A 20291-nucleotide genomic window follows, 5' to 3' on the forward strand; every position below is an offset into this window, starting at 1 on the left:
TTTTTGAAATGAAAAAGCTAATGACAATCTGTGTCATCTTGTTTTCCGTGTTGTCCGCAGAAATATGGGCACAGGAAAATAGGGTGCTTCAGGGATATATAAAAGATAAAGAGACGGGAGAGGCCTTGCCGGGAGCCACCGTTATCGAGGTGGATGCCGAGGAAAGGCATATTCACGGAGTGGTTACCGACATTAACGGTTTTTATATGATAAAAATCGTGGAGCCTAACTCAAAGCTCAAAATTAGTTTTGTGGGGTATAAAACCCAGACAATCAATATTGGTGGGAGAAGCCAACTGAACTTGGAGCTAGAGGATGATAGCCAGCAACTGGAGACGGTGGTAGTACAAGAAGAACGTTATACATCTGACGGGTTTATTGCCATGCGGGATAAGGTGTCGGCAGTAGCGCAAATCAATTTGGATGATCTGGATGAAATGGGCGTGGCCTCAGTTGACGAAATGCTTCAGGGGCAAATCAGTAACGTGGATATCACGGCGCTTTCCGGTGATCCAGGAGCGGGCATGCAGATTAGAATTAGGGGAACTGCCACTATTACCGGTGACAGGGAGCCCTTGATCATTTTGGACGGAATGCCTTACGATGTGGAAATCGACAACACTTTCGATTTTAATTCCGCAGACACTAGGGATTATGGCTCACTTCTTTCGATTGCGCCTGACGATATCCAGAAGATCGAGGTTTTGAAAGATGCCGCTTCAGCCGCTATTTGGGGAGCCAAGGCTGCAAATGGTGTAATCGAGATTACCACGAAAAGAGGGCGGAAATCGAAGCCAAAGTTGAGATATAACTTCAAAGCGTTTCGGTCTGAACAGCCAGATCCAGTTCCGTTGCTTAACGGTGGGGATTACGTGACATTACAGAAGCAGGCCTTTTTTAACCAGAAAGGTCAGAGTGAAGACAGTGACATTCTGGAATTAAATTATGATCAGGATTGGGATCTTTATCACAATTATGCGCAAGACACGGATTGGCTCGACGAGATAACCCAAGCGGGGCAGAGTCAGGAACATAACTTATCGATCACGGGCGGTGGTGACAAAGCCAGATATCGAGTGGGTGTGGGGCTCTTCGATCAGGAAGGAACAACCGTCGGTACGGCTTTGGAGCGCCTTTCTTTTAGGGCGAATATGGACTTTAACGTTTCCACCAGATTAATGATAAGCTCCGATTTTTCATATACAAGGTCTGAAAATGAGAGAACATATTATGGTGATGAGAGGTCGGTGGCACGTTTGAAAATGCCAAACCAAAGCGTATATGAGTATGATAGCTTAGGGAATAAAAGCGGTCGTTATTTTCTTGACCCAAGGACAAATGCTTTTCAGGCTAAGTACAAGTCGGGGGATAAGGATAAAGCGATGTATAACCCGGTTGCTGTTATTAACGAAGGTCGGAACTCATATTTGGAGAATAAGCTTAGGTCTACATTCCGTTTGAGATATAATATAACGGAGTATTTGATGTTGCAATCTTCCATTACGTTTGATTTGGTGAACGGACGGACAAAGAAGTTCTTGCCAATAGAAGCATCGAGTGATTTTTGGAATTCTTCAGCTACAAACAAGTCATCGGAGGGAAATGCGGAAGTTTTCCGATCCCAGACATTGACAAAACTGATATACACTCCTAATCTTGGTGATGATCACAGTGTAACAGTTATGGGCCAATGGCAAACGTCAGATAGCCGTAGCGCTTCTTATGCGGCCTCTGCAGGTGGACTCCCTTCAGGCAGTTTTGATGACCCGGGTCTTGGTAGTGCTTTAAGCGATTTGTCTTCAGAAAACGGCCTCGGGAGGAGCATGGGGGGACTTATTAGAGCCCATTACAAATGGAAGGACCGTTATATGATAAATGCTGGTATCAGAGCGGACGCAAGCTCCAAGTTTGGCGATGATACTAAATGGGGAAACTTCCCGTTTGGCGGTGTGGCTTGGAGAGCCTCGGAGGAATCCTTTCTAAGGGATAAAACTTGGCTGAACGAACTTAAGATTAGGGGAAGTTTCGGTGTAAACGGCCGTTCTCCGAGTGGCATGGGGCATTTTAGCATATACAAGACGGGAGGCAGTTATATAGACCAAGGAACGGTGTATCCCGACAATGTCAAACTCAAGAACCTAAAATGGGAACGTGTGACGCAAGCGAACTTGGGCTTTGAGCTTGCCGCTTATGACAATCGTTTTAACGCTGAGTTCGATGTATATGAAAAAGTCTCTACGGACTTGCTATGGGACCTCAACGTGCCTACATCATCCGGTTTTTCGAAATACAAGATGAATGCGGGTGGCATGACAAACAGGGGTATTGAGTTAGCGCTTCGGGCAGTGCCGATACAAACAAAAGATTGGAGACTCGACTTGCAGTTCAATATTTCCAGAAATGAAAACCGTGTAGATGAAGTTCCTGATAACTTCAGCCTGACAAAAGGAAATATGCGGGAAAATGGCAATTACGCAACCAAAGTTACGGAGGGAAATCCGATTGGAGGTTTCTATGGCTATGTCTACAAAGGGGTGTACTCCGTAGATTCTGAGGCGATCGTGTATGACAAAAACGGAGAGCAAGTGATTGATCCTATCACGGGGTATCCGTTGAGGATGTTAATGAGTGGCAGTAACTATCGTTTCAGGGAAGGTGACGCCAGTTATGCAGACCTGGATTACGACGGAGAAATCGGGGAAAATGATGTCGCTTACCTTGGGTCGAGTAATCCGAAGTACACAGGAGGTTTTGGTTTTAGAATTCGTTACAAAGGGCTGAGCCTGAGTTCGAATTTCCACTTCAGACAAGGGCAGGATATCGTGAATATCGCCAGAATGAAGACCGAAAACATGTACACCAAAAATAACCAAAGTACGGCCACTATGAACCGTTGGCGTTTTCCTGGTGACCAAACAGATATCCCAAGGGCCGTACACGGAATGGCTTACAATTGGTTAGGTTCGGACAGGTTCGTAGAAGACGGATCGTTTGTGAGATGGAAAAACCTTTCGGTGAATTACAGATTTGCCAAAGAGTTGATCAAGAAGTTCAACCTTTCGGATTTGTCTGTCTTTGCTACGGCTTACAACCTTTACACATTTACGGAATACACGGGCCAAGACCCCGAAGTTCCTTTAGGGGCCGATCCGTATTTCTTTGGAAAGGATACATCGACTACGCCACCGAGCAGAACTTACACTCTTGGTATGACCGTAATTTTTTAAAATATGAAAACGAAATTAAAAATAATCTTTGCGTTCATTCTGGCTTTTGCGGGTAGCTCCTGCGGTTCGTGGCTGGAAGTGGAACCGCAGAACGATATAACCTTGGAGGATTATTGGAAATCCAAAAAGGACATTAGGCTGGCGTTAAACACGTCATATTCGCAACTGAGAGGACAGGTGAATACGCTATTCCTTTGGGGAGAGATAAGAGGTGGGTTTCTTAAGGACGGCCCGGATTCGAATACAGACTACGAAAGGATTCTGAGATTGGAAATCCTAGAGGGTAATGATGTGGCGAAATGGGGCGGAATTTACAAAGTGATTAATTACGCAAACACTGTTCTGAAGTATGCCCCTACGGTCCGCTCCTCGGATTTGTCTTTAGGCAAAAAAGAGTTGAACGCTTATCTGGCGGAAGCTTACTTCTTGCGTTCCTTGAGTTACTTCTATTTGGTGAGAACCTTTAAGGATATCCCTTTCCATTTGGAGCCTACCGATAGCGATGATGTGGATATTTTCTTGGAAAAAACGCCGGAGAAAGAGGTGTTGGCAAAGCTTATCGAGGATTTGGAATGGGCGGAGCGCTATATTCCGAAGAACCTCGAATCGGCGGAATATAACCACGGATTCGCCACACAAGCTGCCGTTCAGGCATTGTTGGCCGATATTTACCTCTGGGATGAACAGTATGACAAGTGTATTGAGAAATGCGACAAAATTATCAATAGATCGGCTTTTGTTTTGGTGGAAATCTGGGACAATATTTTCGAGGAAGGAAATACCGTTGAAGGTATTTTCGAAATACCTTTTGACCGGGATAGAAACCAAAAAAACAGTTTGAAAAAAGTTCTGGGCGAAACGGACAACCCAATTTTCACAGTGCCTGAAGAAGTGATGGAACTCTATAGAAGTCGTGACCGTAGAAAAAACGTGACTTTTGCAAGTCTCTCTGGAGGCGACGACGGTGATGAGGCGACCGCAATTATCAACAAGTATTATAGCGGGTCATTATACAATAATGAAGACGCGAATTGGATAGTTTACCGTTATGCCGATATTTTGATGATGAAGGCCGAGGCTTTGGTTGAGAAAGGCGAATTTTTCGAGGCCCAAGAGTTAGTGGAACAAATCCGTGAAAGGGCGGGACTTGGAGTACGCGTTCTTCCAGAGGATGTAGAACGTAGCGAAGATATAATTTTGGAAGAAAGGGCCTTGGAGTTTGCCTACGAGGGAAAACGTTGGTTTGACCTTCTTAGAATGGCCAAAAGGAATGACTTCAAACGTAAGGACAATCTCATAGACATCTTGACTAAAAATGTGGATCCGGGAGACGTACCGAAATGGAGGAGTTTGCTCTCTGATCCGATGAGCTACTATTTGCCGATTCATTTTGATGAGTTGGAAAAGAATCTGAACCTGAAGCAAAACCCTTATTACGAATAATAATCGAGTCATGGCAAAAAACTTTATATACAAATTTATCGGTTACGTCATGTTCGCGTTCTTGGGCGTTTCCGTTTTATCGTCCTGTGATGAGGTCGACAAGGGCTCCCTTACTGAGCCGGAGTACCTTACCGCCGTTCAGTTTATGGAACAAGACCCCGAAGGTCGCTTTTCGGAGTGGTTGAAAATCTTGGAGGCTTCCGATTTTTACGGTGTTTGGGGCGCAAGAGGAGATTACACTATTCTGGCTTGCGGAAACCAAGGCGTTAAGGATTATTTGGCCGAGAACGGTTATTCGGACATTGCTTCTATGGAAAAGGATGATATTAACCGTTTGGTTAAAAACCATACGGTTTTGACTAGCTACGAAAGCTACACTTTTTCACAAGGTCCGATGGGAGACACTACGATGAACGGAAATTACCTGACTGTAATATACAGGGATGGGGGACTGAACAATTTGTTGGTCAACCAAACCTCCGTCATTGTGGACAGGGATAATATCTGTACTAACGGTATACTGCATGTTCTGGACAAGCCGGTGGCTCCAATCGTAGACGGGGCCTATACTATGATGAAAAAATCCGGCAAATACAATATCCTTGTGGAGGCTATGGAAAAAACCGGATTAAGCACGCAATTGGACGCCTCCACAATCAATGACGGTAGTTTAGCCAATTATACAGTATTTGTGGAGCCCGACGAGGTTTTCAAAGCCAAAGGTATAAATGACATCAACGAATTAGTGAATCATTTGGAGGCTGGAGATGATTTTACGGAACCCTCAAACGCTCTTTACAAATTCTTGAGCAATCATGTTTTGGACCGTAAGCTGTATTCGAATGTGTTTCGTGACGAGATGTATATGACTATTGGCGGTTCGATGGTGGAGATTTTGCCTGAATCTGAGATTTACGTTAACCCAAGATATAACGTGCTGGGAGAACTGGAACCGGAAAATTCCAACACATTGGACGTGTTTCAAATGGACGGGCAATCCAAGAATGCGGTAATTCATGAATTAAAGGATATTCTCTATGTGTTCCAGCCTGCGCCCAAAGAGTTTGTTGATGATATCTGTGATGTTCCTGAAATACGAAAGTACAAACAGGAAGAAATAAACGGCAGATATTTTTCATCAGAAGATATCGCAAGGTGGAAAGGCAAAGGCTATATCGTTTTTAAGTATCAGTTAGGCAGTAGGGGTTATAACAATGATTTTGCGCATTGTTTTAATGCCAAATTCGGTTGGTTTGAATACACCACAAAGCCTATACTGAAGGGCAAATACAAAATCCAGGTGAAGTTCGCCGAAACCGGAGCGGGTTCGCATTTCATATTTGTTGATGGGGAAAAATGTCCCGACCCGACCAAACCAGGGTCCCAATATCATGATATCGGCGTCTATGAATTCAAAGAAAACGGAACCCATATTATGCGTTATGAATCTTTGACGGGATCTAAGCTACTTCTTGATGCCTTTATTTTCACTCCTGTAAAATGATGAGAAACCATGAGAAATTTTTTTAGAATAATACTGATTTCGGCATGGGTTCCGTTATTCTTTTCTTGTGATGAAAAGGATGACCACTTTCTCGATCCGGGTTCAGGGCTTGTACAAAATGTATCGGTGGGTAAATACCTGTCGGAAAATAGCGAGTATGCGTATTTTTCAAAATTGCTGGAATCTTCGGGATATATGGATTCCGTTTCGGGCACTCGTCCGGTTACGGTGTTTTTGCCTCCCGAAGGGGCATTGGAATCTTTGAATATTCCGCAAGACTCACTAGAGAAACTTGTGACATACCATATTGGCAATACTCTTCTTTATGATTATCATTTTGATAAAAAGGAAGATTCGGGCGAATACCTTAGGCGATTCATAAAAACCCTGTATGCCAAGAAGAATGTCTGGGCTGATAAGGATGGTACGGACATTACTTTGGACCTTGAGATGCACATTCAGGGAGATCCCGTTATATGCACTAATGGTTTGGTGTACAAACTGGATAAAGCGCTGTTGCCAAAGAAAAATATCTTTGAGGGATTGCAAGGGCTACCGGATAGCTACATGGCATTTAACAATTTTGTACTGAAAGATTCTTTGCTCTTTGATAAGGTGAACAGTCCTGTGTTGGGTGTTGACGAATTTGGTGATAATGTATACGATTCCCTTTTTATTCTCGATTATGTATACTTACAGCGTTATGGGCGTATAGATAATGAAGATCATGATTTTACCTCATTACTTATGTCGGATAAGGCGTTGGAGAACACTATCGGTCAAATGGTAAAAAGGTATTACGGATCAGAGGAAAATCTTCCTGATTATTTCGAAGACGAAGAGTTTATCGAAACACTTAGAGAAAGAGTGTTAGCCTCCACAATTTTAAGGGAAAAAGTAACAGACTTACAAGTTGGCGATACCGTGAGAACCACCAGTGTTGGGAAAATAATTATTACTCCTGAATGGTTATCTCACCAGCCCAAGAGGTTCAGCAACGGATATCTTTACGAAATCTCGGAAGTACAGATGCTTATGGGCGAAGCTATGGGGCGTAGAAATCCTTTTGACGCTTCTGAAAGCGAGTTTCTGAAATATGATTTCGACAGGGAAGATATAGAATTGGATGTGGCCGTAAAGGGAGGCGAAGTCGCCATGACTTTCGTGGCGGAAGCGCCGTTTTGGGTAGAGTATACCTTGGAAAAAGTTATGGCAGGGGAACATAAGCTCTACATTGAGGGCTTGAGAAGCGGTACAACCGAAGCCAAAGTAATCTTGGACGGGAAGGTGCTGGATAACGCTTACCGTCCATCAGGTGAATGGAAAAGGGATCTGTATAGAGACCTTTACTTTCCGGAATTTGGAGATAAGGTGATCCGTTTCGAAGTCAATGTGGCTAATAAAGACGGAGAGTACAAGCTGGCGCTGAATGAATTCGTGTTCTATCCTGTTTATGAATGATTTTTCAGATAGGAAAAATGAAAATCTGATAAGAATGAAATATTTTTTCTCAAATATATTATTGCTTGGTTGCCTGCTGACCAGTGCTTTGGCTTATGCCCAAGGCACTGTTACCGGTAAGGTGATGGACGCCGAAGGTGGGGCGGTAATTCCCGGAGTGGTGGTAAACCTAGTCGGGAGTGACGGTGTTTCGGCCTTTACGGCGGAAGACGGAACATATTCCATTGAAGTAACTTCAGAGTCTGAAGTGGCGTTGGAATTCGCTTATGCGGGCTATAACTCTAAGACCGTATATCTCAACGGTCGCATGACTGTTGACATAGTATTGGTACCGAAAGGAGGCTTGGACGAAAAACCGGATGTCCAAACGGCTTACGGAACATTCCGGGCCAATGAACTAAGCGGGAGCTCGGTCACATTGACTCGGCACCAAATTATGGACCGTGGTTATGTGACTTTGGAAAGCGCTCTGCAAGGAATGGTGCCTGGTTTGTTTGTGCAGTCCAGATCGGGAACAACTGCTTCTGGCGCTTCCATGCGCTTGCGTGGAGTCTCGACTATGTCCGCCAAGACTCAACCTCTCATTGTGGTGGACGGCGTGATTTACGAAACGGAAATTGGTAGCCAGTCTTCAATAGAAGGCTTTACCTTTAATCCGTTGTCTAATATCCAGATAAGGGATATTGAGCAGGTTACCGTCTCGAAAGATGGAATGGCAGCCAATTATGGGGTCTTGGGAGCAAACGGTGTTATTCTGATCCAGACACGGGAAAGTGAATCGACCGAAACAAGAGTTGACTTTTCAGCAAATCTCGGTGTAGTTACCGCTCCTGAACGGACTCCTGTTTTGGATGCGGCGAGTTTTAAGAACTATACTCTGGAACAGTTGGTGAATTCGGGTATGTCGCACTCGTCTGTGGAGTACATATATCCGTTTTTGTTAGATATGGCCGAAGGCGAAGAAAAATATCGCTATGACCATGACACCGATTGGCAGGATCTAGTGTATCAGAATGGTATGTTGAGCCGGTATTCGGTTAACATTCAAGGGGGAGATAACATCGCCTCATATAATATCTCTATGGGATATAGGGAGAATGAGGACATAGTGAAAAAAGCCGAGTACGAGGCTTTTGACTTTATGGTTAACGCCCGGATTCAGATGTTGAAGAGTTTGATCATTAAGCCTAGAGTTTCCCTGTCGAAGATAGACGCTTCTCAACGTTCCGAAAGCTTTAACGCTACGACTAATCCGGGGCTTGCCGCATTATACAAATCGCCTTTGATGGGAGTGTACAGACGAAGCGAGAAGGGGTTGACATTGCCGTTTTATGACGAAGTGAGCTCGTTTAAGATGAGTAATCCCGTTTCGCTTATTGACAATGCCTTGGGCAACCATGAGAATTTTAGGGTAAGGGCCGGTTTTTCCGCTGATCAACAGATTGTGAAAGGGCTGTCGCTCAATGTTTTTGCGTTTACCGATCTTTTCAGTATAAAAGAAAACTCTTTTGTGCCACAAACTGGGGTCGTGAGCCAGTATGACGGAATGGCCCGTAACGTGATGTCGAGTACCCAGCGGAATTTTTATTCTATTCTGACGGAAGGTGCTTTGAACTACGATAGAGTTTTTGGTTTCAAACATCGGGTTACCGCAAAGGCGGGAGTTCGTTCAACTATCAACAAATTTGAGGAAGAGAGTTCGTTTGACATCAACTCGCCCTCTGACCAGTTTGTAGTGGTTGGTAAAGGGGATAAAAGCTTGAGAAGTCTGTCACCAAGCAACGGTGATTGGAATATGCTTTCGTTTTTTGGAGCGGCTGGATATGCTTATAAAGACAAGTATTATTTGGACGTAAACCTTTCAGTGGACGGTAGCTCTAAGTTTTCGGCTTCCAATAGGTTTGGATATTTTCCAGTTGCGTCAGCGGGATGGAGAGTGTCGTCAGAACCGTTTATGAGCGAAATAGGTCTTGTAAGCGACTTAAAACTGAGGGCTAGTTACGGGATTTTGGGTAATGATGACATCGGTTATTATTCCTCCCGCTTCTTTTATGTAGGTGTTCCGTTATTCGATATTACGGGTTTGGTGCGCGGAGGAATTCCAAGTACCGACTTGAAATGGGAAGAACGGAAGCAATTGAACCTTGGCGCTGATTTGAGTTTCTGGAATGATCGCATTGCGATGACAGTCGATTATTACCAGATCAAATCCGATGACCTTGTTACCATTGAGCAACCTAACGTTTATTATGGCTCGGACCTTTTATTCAGTAACTCTGGTTCGGTAGAAAACAAGGGTGTTGAGTTGGGCGTCAAAGTAGGTGTTTTACGCAAAAAGGACGTTGGTCTGGATTTAGGTTTCTCCATTTCTAAAAACGACAACAAGCTGGTGTCATTAGGAACGAATGCTCTTTACAACGAAACGCATGGAAGACACCTTGTAACCGATATTGAGGGAGGCCAAGTTATAAGTAAAGAAGGAGGAACGGTAAACGCTTTTTACGGCTATGAGACAAAAGGCGTAATTACCACCGCCAAGCAGGCCTCGGATTTGAATTTGAGGAATGAGTTGGAAGAGCAATTTGGTGCTGGCGATATTCTTTTTGTTGACCAAAACAATGACGGCGTCATTGACGAATCCGATAAAGTGGAGCTGGGTAGCGCATTGCCGGACTATTACGGTTCGTTTAGTCTGGAAGCCAGATATAAGAGACTTCGGGTTAATATGCTTTGGGATTTTGTTTCCGGAAACGAGATCTATAACAACGTAAGAAACGGACTTGAGTCTATGGACAAGTACTGGAACCAAAGTCAAGCCGTAATGCGTCGTTGGAGGCAAGATGGGCAGGAAACGGATATGCCGAAAGCCGTCTTTGGAGACCCGATGGAGAACGGCCGTTTTTCCGACAGATGGATTGAGGACGGGTCTTTTGTCAGGTTTAAAAACGTTTCGGTTTCATATGATTTTGGAGTGAAGAACAAAATTATCCGAAGCCTGAGCGCATATGTGGCGGCGAACAATTTGGTCACTTTTACAAAATACTTGGGAGCTACACCGGATCTGTCTTACGGACAGAGCATTTACTCGAATGGGGTTGATTATGGCAAAGTGCCGTTGACCCGCTCGGTAATGATGGGAGTAAAATTGGGAATTTGATTTTTTGAAGATGAAAAATACGACAGTAAGATATTTATGCTTGGGAGTGATGCTCTTGGGCTTGCCGATGTTTTCGTGTTCGGATTATTTCGAACCTTCCCAAGACCTGATTCAGGAACGGGAGGAGCATTATAACAGTTTTGACAAAGTAAGAAGAGCCACTGTAGGCGTTTACGCTGGGTTTCAGAATTTGGTGGAGCCGATGGTTGTCATGGGAGGCTTGAGGGCCGACCTAATGACCACAACCAGAAACCTTGACGCGGACCTGCGTGAGATAGAGTCCTTAAAAGTGTCTAAAGGCAATCCATACGCCAGTCCTAGACCGTTTTATGACGTGATTCTAAACTGCAATGACGCTTTGGCGAATATGGAAAAGTCTTTGGACGATCCGAGGATGACCGAAAGGCAGTATGCCGCATTCGAAGCAGAGTTTAAGACTGTAAGGGCGTGGACTTATTTTCAGTTGGCCCAGATGTATAAAGAAGTGCCGGTAATAACCGGAGCGGTAAACGGCTTTTTTCCGGGATACGAACCGGAGCGATATGATTTTCCTAAAATGGTCAATTGGCTTATTGAGGAGATGATATGGGCCAATGAGCAACCTATTTTGGAGTGGACGACTAAAGATGACAGCGGAAAGGAAATACTGCAGCCTTGGCGTAAAGTCTTCATCAATAGGAATGCCTTTCTTGGTGAGCTTTTTTTGACTATTGGAGAATACCGTGAGGCTTCATCCTTGTTCCGCAAGTGTATAATAGATGACGGAGGCGGGGACGAGAATGAAGAGCATAAATGTAATTTAGAGTCCGGCGTGTCAAATTGGGAAAACCATTGGAAAAGGGTTAATGATGGGGATTCCAGATTAGAACACATATCCACGATTCCTTTCGACAGGACAAAGAACCAGACACATGACCTACTGAGGTTGTTCTCAAATTCGTCTATCTATGATTACCTGTTGAAGCCAAGTACATTGGCTGTAAATATTTGGGAAAGCCAAAGGCCGGCCGAAAGCATATTCCCTGACGGTGATAGGTACAGGGGGGAAGACGTTTCTTATTCGGTATTCGACATTGATACTGTGGTGAGTAAGTATGGGGCAAGGGATGCGGTTTTCGCCATTTACCGTGCTGCGGATGTCCATCTCCTTTTGGCTGAAGCTGAGAATAGAATGTCCAATACGGATATAGCCCTGGGGATTCTGAATTCAAAGTTAAATGATTCGCCACTGACGGATGGAATTAGAGGCAGAGTAAGACTGAAGCATGTGACCATGGATGCTTTGAAAGAACGCTATTCGGGCATAGATAATGAAGTGGAATTAGTGGAGCAGGCGTTGATCGAAGAAAGGGCGCTGGAGCTAGCTTTTGAGGGAAGGCGTTGGAACGATCTGGTGCGCTTTGCTTATAGGGCAGGTAAACCGGAATGGCTAGCGAAAAGGGTGGCTTCGAAGTTTAGGGGCAAGGACCCGATGAAAGCTTCGGAGCTGGAAGCCAAATTGTTGAATGTTTCGGAATGGCGACTCCATATGCCCGAATTAGATATTCTTGAGAAAGAGAGTTCAAACTAAAAAGACGATTAAGATGAGAAAGTATTTATTGTTTTTGATTCCGTGCTTTTTGTTTGGAAGCATGGCCTGTAAAGAGGATGATGATATAGAACCGGTTTTGGATGATTTTCTGGAAGTGAGAACAGAAAACGCCGAGAATATCGGTGCCGGGCAGCTTACTCTGAAAGGAAAGATTCTTTCTTCTGGCGGGACACCGGTTGAGAAGGTTGGCTTTGCGTACTGGAAACAAGGCAGTTTGAGTACACGCAAGACTGTGGAGGCGGAACTCAATACTGTTGACAGTACCTTTGTTGCCCAAATCTCAGATTTGTCATCCTTTACCACTTATGCTTTTGAGGCGTTTGCGGAAGATGCCGTAAGTAAGGAGGAGGGAGATATCCTAAGCGCCAAGACCATGGTGGCCGCAGGCGTAACATTGCCGGAAGTGAAAGTATTGGATGCTACTGGCGTGTCGTTTAACGGAGCGGTTATTTCCGGGGAATTGGTTTCCGATGGAAGTAGTGAGCAAACGGCCCTGACTTTTAGTTTCTGGGAAGACGGGTTTGAGAATATGGCCGAAAATCTTGTCCCCGAAATGGAAGAGAATATTGGAACGGTCGAATTAGACGAGCTAATGCCTGGAAGGTTGTATAAGTTTACGCTCCTTGGTTTGAACGAATTGGGTGTGGCTTATAGCGATACGCTTTCGTTCACAACAAACCACATGATCTATGTTGATGTCGATGCGGAAGGGGCTGCGAATGGATCAACTTGGGAGAATGCGTTCAATAGTATTGGCGAAGCTTTTGAACATGCAGTCGCCGGAACGGAGCTTTGGATAGCCGAAGGCTTGTATTCAGAAAAGAACCTTCCGATGGTTCGGAATGTGGATGTATACGGTGGTTTCTCGGGAACAGAACTAACCTTGGAAGATAGAGATTGGGAAAATAACCTGACTATAATAGGCCGAACAAAGGAAGATTTTGACAATAATCAGTCAGATGATTACACTTTGTTTATTACCAAGTATAAGCACAAACTGGAGCAGTCAATATTGGATGGAGTGATTCTCCAATACGGAAAATCAGACCAGGATGGTGCGGGTCTCCGTTGCCACTTGGGAAGCCCGCAGATTAGAAACTGTACGTTTAGGTTTAACAAAGCGAAGAATAAAGGGGCCGCCACATATTTTAAAAACTCAAACGCAAGACTTGAAAATTGTCGTTTTGAAGACAATTCATCTCAGTGGGCGGCGGCTATTCGGGTTTATACTAAAAACAGTTTAATTATCAAGGACTGTGTTTTTGAAAGAAACGAAGTGACAAAAGACGGCGGTGCTATACATTCAAAAGAATCGTTCATTTTAGCAAACAGTGTTTTCAAAGACAACTACGCAAAAGGAAAAGGCGGTGCCATCTATATGGACACAAACAGTTGTCCGGAAATGTTGGGTGAAAACATCTTTGAAAATAATGACTCGGGAGATAAGAAACAGGTAGTCAATAAGTCAAAGAAGGTTTGTGAGTGATTTTTGAAAAGGAAGGCGTTGGTATTTACAGTATCGCTTATGGAAGATAATAGCTGTGGAATACCAAGGCTTTCCGAATTAAACTGAAAAAGAATGAAAAACTATATTACTATATTCTTTGCTTCCCTTCTTTTGGGAGGTACCCTTGCCTGCGATGGCGATGAGGAAAACTTTTCTCCGCCCACAGATCCGGTCTTTGATGCACATCCGCTTCATGTGCTAAATGATATTTCCCAGTATTGGGATTCGGGACTTTTTGGCCCGGAAAACGGATTCTCGGATTTTCTGAATAACGGAGAGCACCAATACCAAACGTTATCTGCGTCAACATTGACAAACGCCTCAGCGAGCTCTACAAACTTGTGGAATATCTATTTGAATACGGAAAAAAACAGTCCGTATTCGGCAGATGACATATCCAAACTGAAGAGCTATCTCGATGAGAAATCAGTAGCGTTTTTCGCAATGGGTTCGGGGGACAAACTCGATGAGTTGAATGCTTTAACCGCTAATTTTGGTTTTACGTATGAGAAAGTGGCGGTAGATGGGCTGAAGTCGACTACTGGTGGTTCCGTTACCCCTTCGAATGAAGGCTTTGCTCTTAATCTGACTAATCCTGAGAAATGGGAAAACCTTGTGGTTGCGGGAAATAAGCCTGTAGTTTCGATTATGAAAACCGCCGGCGGTTATGTAATTGCTTCTGGTATAGATATTTTTTCCAATAGGTCGGCGGATAACGTGGTTTTCTTTAATCAGATCACTGCAAAGGCTGTTTCAAATATGGATTCCTATATTTCTTTATCTCCAACGAATTTCGGAGGGTTTGATTATGAGCAGAGGAATGGTAAAAGGCGTTATAGGTCCTCATTGTATTTGAAAGAAAAAGCCGAGATCATAGATGAAATCGCTGAGGAGGTTATCCCGGAAGTGGCTCTTTTTACGGGTAGGGAAAATGGCGATGATGTGTTAGACATTTTGTTAATGCCCGGAAATGGCGGGCTAGAGAATCTAGGGGGTAGTGCCTTACTCGGAGCTTATAATGGAAACTTCCCCGAGTCAAAGGATGGAATGATGTTCGAATTAGGCAAAGCATTTTATTCTTGGACTAAAGAGGGGAGTGATTCGCCATTGGATAGTTTAGCTTTATCTATTCACACATCAGCTGAGGTTGTGAGTAAACTAGGTGTAGCGAATGCTTTCGAGAATTATGTGAATCCAATAATTGAGGAAGCGAAGTCACATCCTGATTATAAGGCCTTCGATCCAATGACAATGAGTGAAGAGGAATTGAAAGCTTTTCCCGCAAATGTGGCCACCGGAAAGATGCTCAATATGATCAAGCAATTGAAAGAAAAATATGGAGAATCTATCGTAAAAGATTATCATACTCTGAAAACGGAGAAACTACCTGAAGGATTTCCGCTTTCTGGCCATAATGACGCATGGCTTTGGGCAGATGCTTCTGGTGATAGGCCAACAGTTTTTCAGTTGTTTAATGAGGTTGGATATTCCGTCACAAACAACAAGGTAACGATTCCCGACGCTTTTAATGAGGAGTTTATCGAACCAGATAATTTTAAAGCGACTGCTCTAACCAACGGAAATAATCTCCCCTCAAATATGTTTGATGGGACGAAGAATTTGTGGCAGTCACCATGGAGTAGCCCTCCGCCATACCCCCATGTCGTTACGATTGATTTGAATGACAACTATAAGCTAACTTCTGTCGATTATTATCCAAGATTAGATAAAGGCCGGAAAGAGCTGGTTTCCGAAATGGATTTCTATGTAAGCGAAGACGGTAGCAATTGGGGAGATCCTGTGTTTGAGTATAGGTCATATGAACCGTGGAAAGACCTTTCTTGGGAAGAGTCTGTTAAGAAGATCTATTTTACGGAACAGAAAACAGGCAGGTATGTGAAAATAGTAATCCACGAAACGCTCAGAAAAGGTAAGTGGGTTAAGGCTTCGTCGATTGCGGAATTGAAATTTTATCAGTTTAAAGGTTATAAATAAAAAGAAAAACGTAGGCAAATAGGTGAGCGCAGTGATGCGCGATTAGGCCCTGGATTTTCCAGGGCCTTTCTTGTTGCCTACTTCCAATAAACAGATTGGAATTGCTTTCGCATTGATTTTTTAATAGCTGGCCGTGATGTTTATCCTTTTTTCCATTCACTCGGCAACATCCCTATTTCCTTGAAGAAACAATCCCTAAAGTGCTTTGGGTCGTTAATGCCGACTTTTTGCATAGTCGCTTTTATCGTTAATCCTGATTTTCGTAATAAAGTTGCCGCTCGTAAAATGCGTTGTTTTTGGATGAATTTGGATAGTGACATTCCGGTTAGGTATTTACATTTTTTAAATAATACCGAATGACTCATTGCCATTTCTTTTGTGAGGTTCTCTACAGTTAGATTGTTTTCATCCATTAGATTGAAAATCTGCTCAGTAAGTAAGGATATAAATCTTTCGTCATTTTTTTCCCTTTCTGTGGAATCGGTAGAATTCGGTTGGGCAGTTAAATGCGAATATCGTTTTTTCAGCAATGCCCTATTTGTCAAAACTGAGCTAACTACGGTTATCAGTTTATTTTCATCAAAAGGTTTTGGGATATAGCCGTCAGCGCCTATTTTGAACCCTTCAATTTCACTGAGGTTGTCGGTTTTCGCTGTCAAGAAGATTAAGGGTATGTGCGATGTGATAGGGTTAGATTTCAGTTTACTACATAAGCCAATACCATTAAGTACGGGCATCATTATATCACTGATGATAATATCAGGGTTATGCTTTAGGGCAAGGTCAAACCCTTCCTGGCCGTTTTCGGCGTGGACTGAATCAAATGATTCGGCAAAGATACTGGATATAAATTCTCTTATTTCACGATTGTCGTCAATCACCAGCATAATTTGTTTTTTGCCACTAATTGAGAAATGTTCAGCCTCGTTATTCTTGCCCTGAAATAGATGTTTTGTAGGAGTAATTGATATAGGGTCTTTTTCTTCAGGGGTTTGTATTGCCAATGCTGAAAACCGAACGGTAAAAGTAGTGCCTAGACCAAGTTCACTTTGAACAGAGATTTTGCCACCATGAATCTCCACAAGTTTTTTTACGAAGGTGAGACCTATACCTGAACCCAAAAGACTGTCGGCGTGATTCGCTTGATAAAAGGATTCAAAAATATGTGGAAGTTTATCGCTTTTAATTCCTTTCCCATTGTCTTCAACGGTTAAAACCATATTTCCGTTTTGAGCATATACGCTAACCGTAATTCGACCGTAATCAGGAGTGTATTTGAAGGCATTAGAAATGAGGTTTATCGCTACTTTCTCTATAACATTTTTGTCACATACAAACTCAGTATGTGTCTGGATCTTGTTTTCGAAACGGAAATCGATGGATTTGCTTTTTGCAATTTCAGAGAATAATTGAGTGATATTGTTTATTAATAAATCAAACTTATATCTCTTTGCCGAGATGGAAAATTTCTCCGCTTCGATTTTATTGAAGTCCAATAGTTCGTTGATCGTTTGAAGTAATATATCGGCGTTTCGTTCTACGACTGATAGCTGTTGTTTTTTGTTTTCATCTTTCTCGGTGTTAGCCATCCGTTTGACTGGACCGAGAATAAGGGTAAGAGGAGTCCTTAATTCATGAGATATATTGGTGAAGAACCGGAGTTTAAGCTGAGAAAGTTCATTTAGACGTTTATTATGAATTTTCTCAAATTTAACTTTCCGTTTTAGCGAAAAGTAAATGTGTAGTGCGTATACAATAGTGCCAACAGCGATTGTATAAAGACAAAAAGCCCAAAATGATAGCCACCATGGACGGTTAATGCGAAATATAATCTGGGAAATTTCCTCACTATTTAAAGTAGATCGAATCTGGAATTTATATGTGCCGGGCGGTAGTCTTCCGTATGTGATTTTGTCGTATTTACTTGTTTCTGTCCATGAACTGTCTAATCCAATTAGACGTTGTTCTACAAAGATGCCTCCTCTTTGTAATGAAGGAATTGAATGCTCAAAAGACAAGGATTTATAATCAAAAGGTAAGCTGTATTCTGTAGAATCACCCAGAGAAGTATTTTTATAAGCAGGATTTTTAAAAATGGAAACTCCATCGACTTTCATGCCTTCTATGGATATGGTGGGTAAGACTGCATTAGAGGCTAGGCTATCAGGGTGAAATTCATTTAGCCCTAAAACACCACCAAAAATAATTTTTCCATTTTCTGTTTTGTCACCTGCGTTTCGGGTGAATTTTAAGCTTTGTAATCCGTGGTATGTTGAATAACGTTTTGCTTTACCACTCAATGTATCCATTTTTATTAGGCCTCGTTCGGTGCTAATCCAGAGTTCTCCGTTATGATCAAGAAAAGAGGCCTTTAGTTTATCATGAGGAAACCGATACATTTTTCGTTTTCCTTCGGGGGGAATATTGTCTATAGGTATTTTAAAAAGGTTAGTCTTTCCCGTAATCCAGAGGTATCCGTTCAAGTCATTGTAAAGATGTCTTACAAAAGTTACAGTAGAGGTCTCGATACATTCCGTTATTGAATCTTGAGAAAATGTGAGCCTGAAAAGTCCTCTGAATTCTGACCCCACCCATAATCTGTTTTTTTCGTCAGTCAATATTGTCTTAATCGGGATCTTGTAGCCAAACTGTTTATCGTTTTGGAATCTAATTCTCTCCGATTTGCCGTTTAGTTTATTCATTTTGAATAGGCCGTTTTCAGTGCCTAGCCAAAGAAAATTACCGGTGCTGTCTTCAGCGATACTTCTGATATTTCTCGGAAAAGAGAATCTTTTTTTTATTCGTAATGAGGTAGTGTCGAGTAAGCCAATTCCTTGCTGGTAAGTGCTTAGCCAAATATTGCCTTTTCTTGACTCGTAGATATTTTGGATAAACCCTTTTTGGCCTGTTAAATCTAAAAAGGGAGTGGCTGTGTTTGTTTCCCCTGATTCGGTGATCTTCCTAATACCAAAACCATCCGTTCCTATCCATTTTTGTCCATTGCGATCAACGCAAATCGAAAGTACTCTTGAGTCTGTAATTCGTCTATTTCCTTTCTTTGGATTGTCAAAAGGCCCGAAATTTTCTTTATAAAGAAATACCCCTCCGAAGTTTGTGCCGAATAAGACATTACCTGCTTGGTCCTCATAAATATCATATATCGCTTTGGGAAGTTTTGCGGAGACCTTTGTCCAAGTGTGTTCTTTTTTGTTGAAAAGAAATGCGCCCTCACCGTCGGTTCCCAACCAGATTCGTCCTTTATTGTCATTGATCAAATCCAGATTGTATGATGCCTTAAGGGAATTGAAAGTTAGTTGAGTTGCCTTTCCTGATTTAAAGTTTAATGAATATACGCCAGAATCTCTTGAAGCCAAAAGAGCTTCAGATGAGTTTATAGAGGCTATTTTTATACGGTTGGTTAATATGTTTTTATGGAAGATGTCTAGTGGGAATTCGGCTATTTTTTCCCATATGGCCGAAACGCAGATAAGCTTTTTCTCTCCAAGCCAAAACCAGATGTTTCCGTCCCCGCTTTCCGAAAGAAACTGAATACTTTGATCGCTTAAGATTTTTGTAATGGTGGAGTCTGAGATTAAATAGGCTCCTTTGCTAGTGCCAATTAATGTTTTCCCGTTTTTCAAACGGAGTATTGAATTCGCATTTTTGATTGGTTTTCCGTTGGGACCTTCTATCAATGCGAATCGTTCTCCGTTTTTATCAAACGTAAAAACAGTTGCGTTTTTTTCGTTTTGGATTACGATATGCCTGTTTTTTACCAGTAGAATTCGCCCCTTTATCGCAGTTGAGACAGGGACCCTTTTTAGTTTTCTCTTTTTCTTAAATGCGTTTTCCATTCCCCTGATGGATTTGGGTGAGATACCGTCAAATCTTAGTAAAAGATACCTGTCACAAAACCAATAATAGCCATCCTTATCCTGAAAGATTTCTTGAATGGAGGGGTAAACCCCTTCATCCTTTAGGGGAAGTTGAATCAGTTCTGATTGTTTGGGTTGGGTAAATGAAGATAAAACGAGAATGACTGGTAATAAAAATCTCATAATTCGCCATTAAAATAAAAAACGACAAAGGGCTATTACATAGATCTAGATTTCCCATTATTTCAAATGTCGGTTTGAGCTTGTACGTGATGATTAGACAGGACTCCAATGGTAAAAAGAATAAATATTAATTTTGAGATACGATTCCTGTTTTTGGGAGGGGTTTGTCCCAAGTCTAGATCTATGAAAAAGTGGCGAGAAAAGGATGTATCCCCATGAATTAACTAAATTTTAATAGGGCCAACCGTATGCATAAAGATAAAAATTTCATTTAACTCATTCTTGTTTTATGAGTAAATATTTCGAAAAACTTTTGTGATTTTTTTGGGAATATGATAGAAAAAAAGA

General features: G+C 42.4%; 9 protein-coding genes. 8 read left to right on the forward strand and 1 reads right to left on the reverse strand.

The window, feature by feature from the left end; translation table 11 throughout:
* Positions 1-8: 8 nt before the first annotated feature.
* The 8 genes from AABK39_RS09125 (at position 9) to AABK39_RS09160 (ending at position 15885) form a co-directional block, all read left to right on the forward strand.
* The gene (locus AABK39_RS09125; RefSeq protein ID WP_338394622.1) at positions 9-3227 is read left to right on the forward strand and encodes a SusC/RagA family TonB-linked outer membrane protein; all 3219 of its coding nucleotides are present in this window, start codon (positions 9-11) and stop codon (positions 3225-3227) included.
* 3 nt (positions 3228-3230) lie between these two features.
* Positions 3231-4670, forward strand: coding sequence for a RagB/SusD family nutrient uptake outer membrane protein (locus AABK39_RS09130; RefSeq protein ID WP_338394623.1), 1440 nt, complete (start codon positions 3231-3233; stop codon positions 4668-4670).
* Positions 4671-4680: 10 nt separating this feature from the next.
* A complete protein-coding gene (locus AABK39_RS09135) occupies positions 4681-6174 on the forward strand; it encodes a fasciclin domain-containing protein (protein WP_338394624.1) in 1494 nt (497 codons plus the stop codon).
* A gap of 9 nt (positions 6175-6183) precedes the next feature.
* A complete protein-coding gene (locus AABK39_RS09140; protein ID WP_338394625.1) occupies positions 6184-7635 on the forward strand; it encodes a fasciclin domain-containing protein in 1452 nt (483 codons plus the stop codon).
* A gap of 34 nt (positions 7636-7669) precedes the next feature.
* Positions 7670-10792: a SusC/RagA family TonB-linked outer membrane protein gene (locus tag AABK39_RS09145; RefSeq protein WP_338394626.1), complete on the forward strand. Its 3123-nt coding sequence runs from the start codon at positions 7670-7672 to the stop codon at positions 10790-10792.
* A 10-nt stretch (positions 10793-10802) separates the two neighbouring features.
* Positions 10803-12362 carry a RagB/SusD family nutrient uptake outer membrane protein gene (locus AABK39_RS09150; RefSeq protein WP_338394627.1) on the forward strand — a complete coding sequence of 520 codons (1560 nt, stop codon included), beginning with the start codon at positions 10803-10805 and terminating at the stop codon, positions 12360-12362.
* A gap of 13 nt (positions 12363-12375) precedes the next feature.
* Entirely contained in the window at positions 12376-13869 is a 1494-nt protein-coding gene (locus AABK39_RS09155) for a right-handed parallel beta-helix repeat-containing protein (RefSeq protein ID WP_338394628.1), read from the forward strand.
* Positions 13870-14244: 375 nt separating this feature from the next.
* Positions 14245-15885, forward strand: coding sequence for a discoidin domain-containing protein (locus tag AABK39_RS09160; protein WP_338394629.1), 1641 nt, complete (start codon positions 14245-14247; stop codon positions 15883-15885).
* Positions 15886-16025: 140 nt separating this feature from the next.
* On the opposite strand, the gene AABK39_RS09165 is transcribed toward AABK39_RS09160, so the two are convergent.
* On the reverse strand, positions 16026-19943 hold the full coding sequence (locus AABK39_RS09165; RefSeq protein ID WP_338394630.1) for a hybrid sensor histidine kinase/response regulator transcription factor: 3918 nt from the start codon (positions 19941-19943) through the stop codon (positions 16026-16028).
* Positions 19944-20291 lie beyond the last annotated feature (348 nt).

It is taken from the genome of Fulvitalea axinellae (genome assembly GCF_036492835.1).
GTDB classification, from domain to species: domain Bacteria; phylum Bacteroidota; class Bacteroidia; order Cytophagales; family Cyclobacteriaceae; genus Fulvitalea; species Fulvitalea axinellae.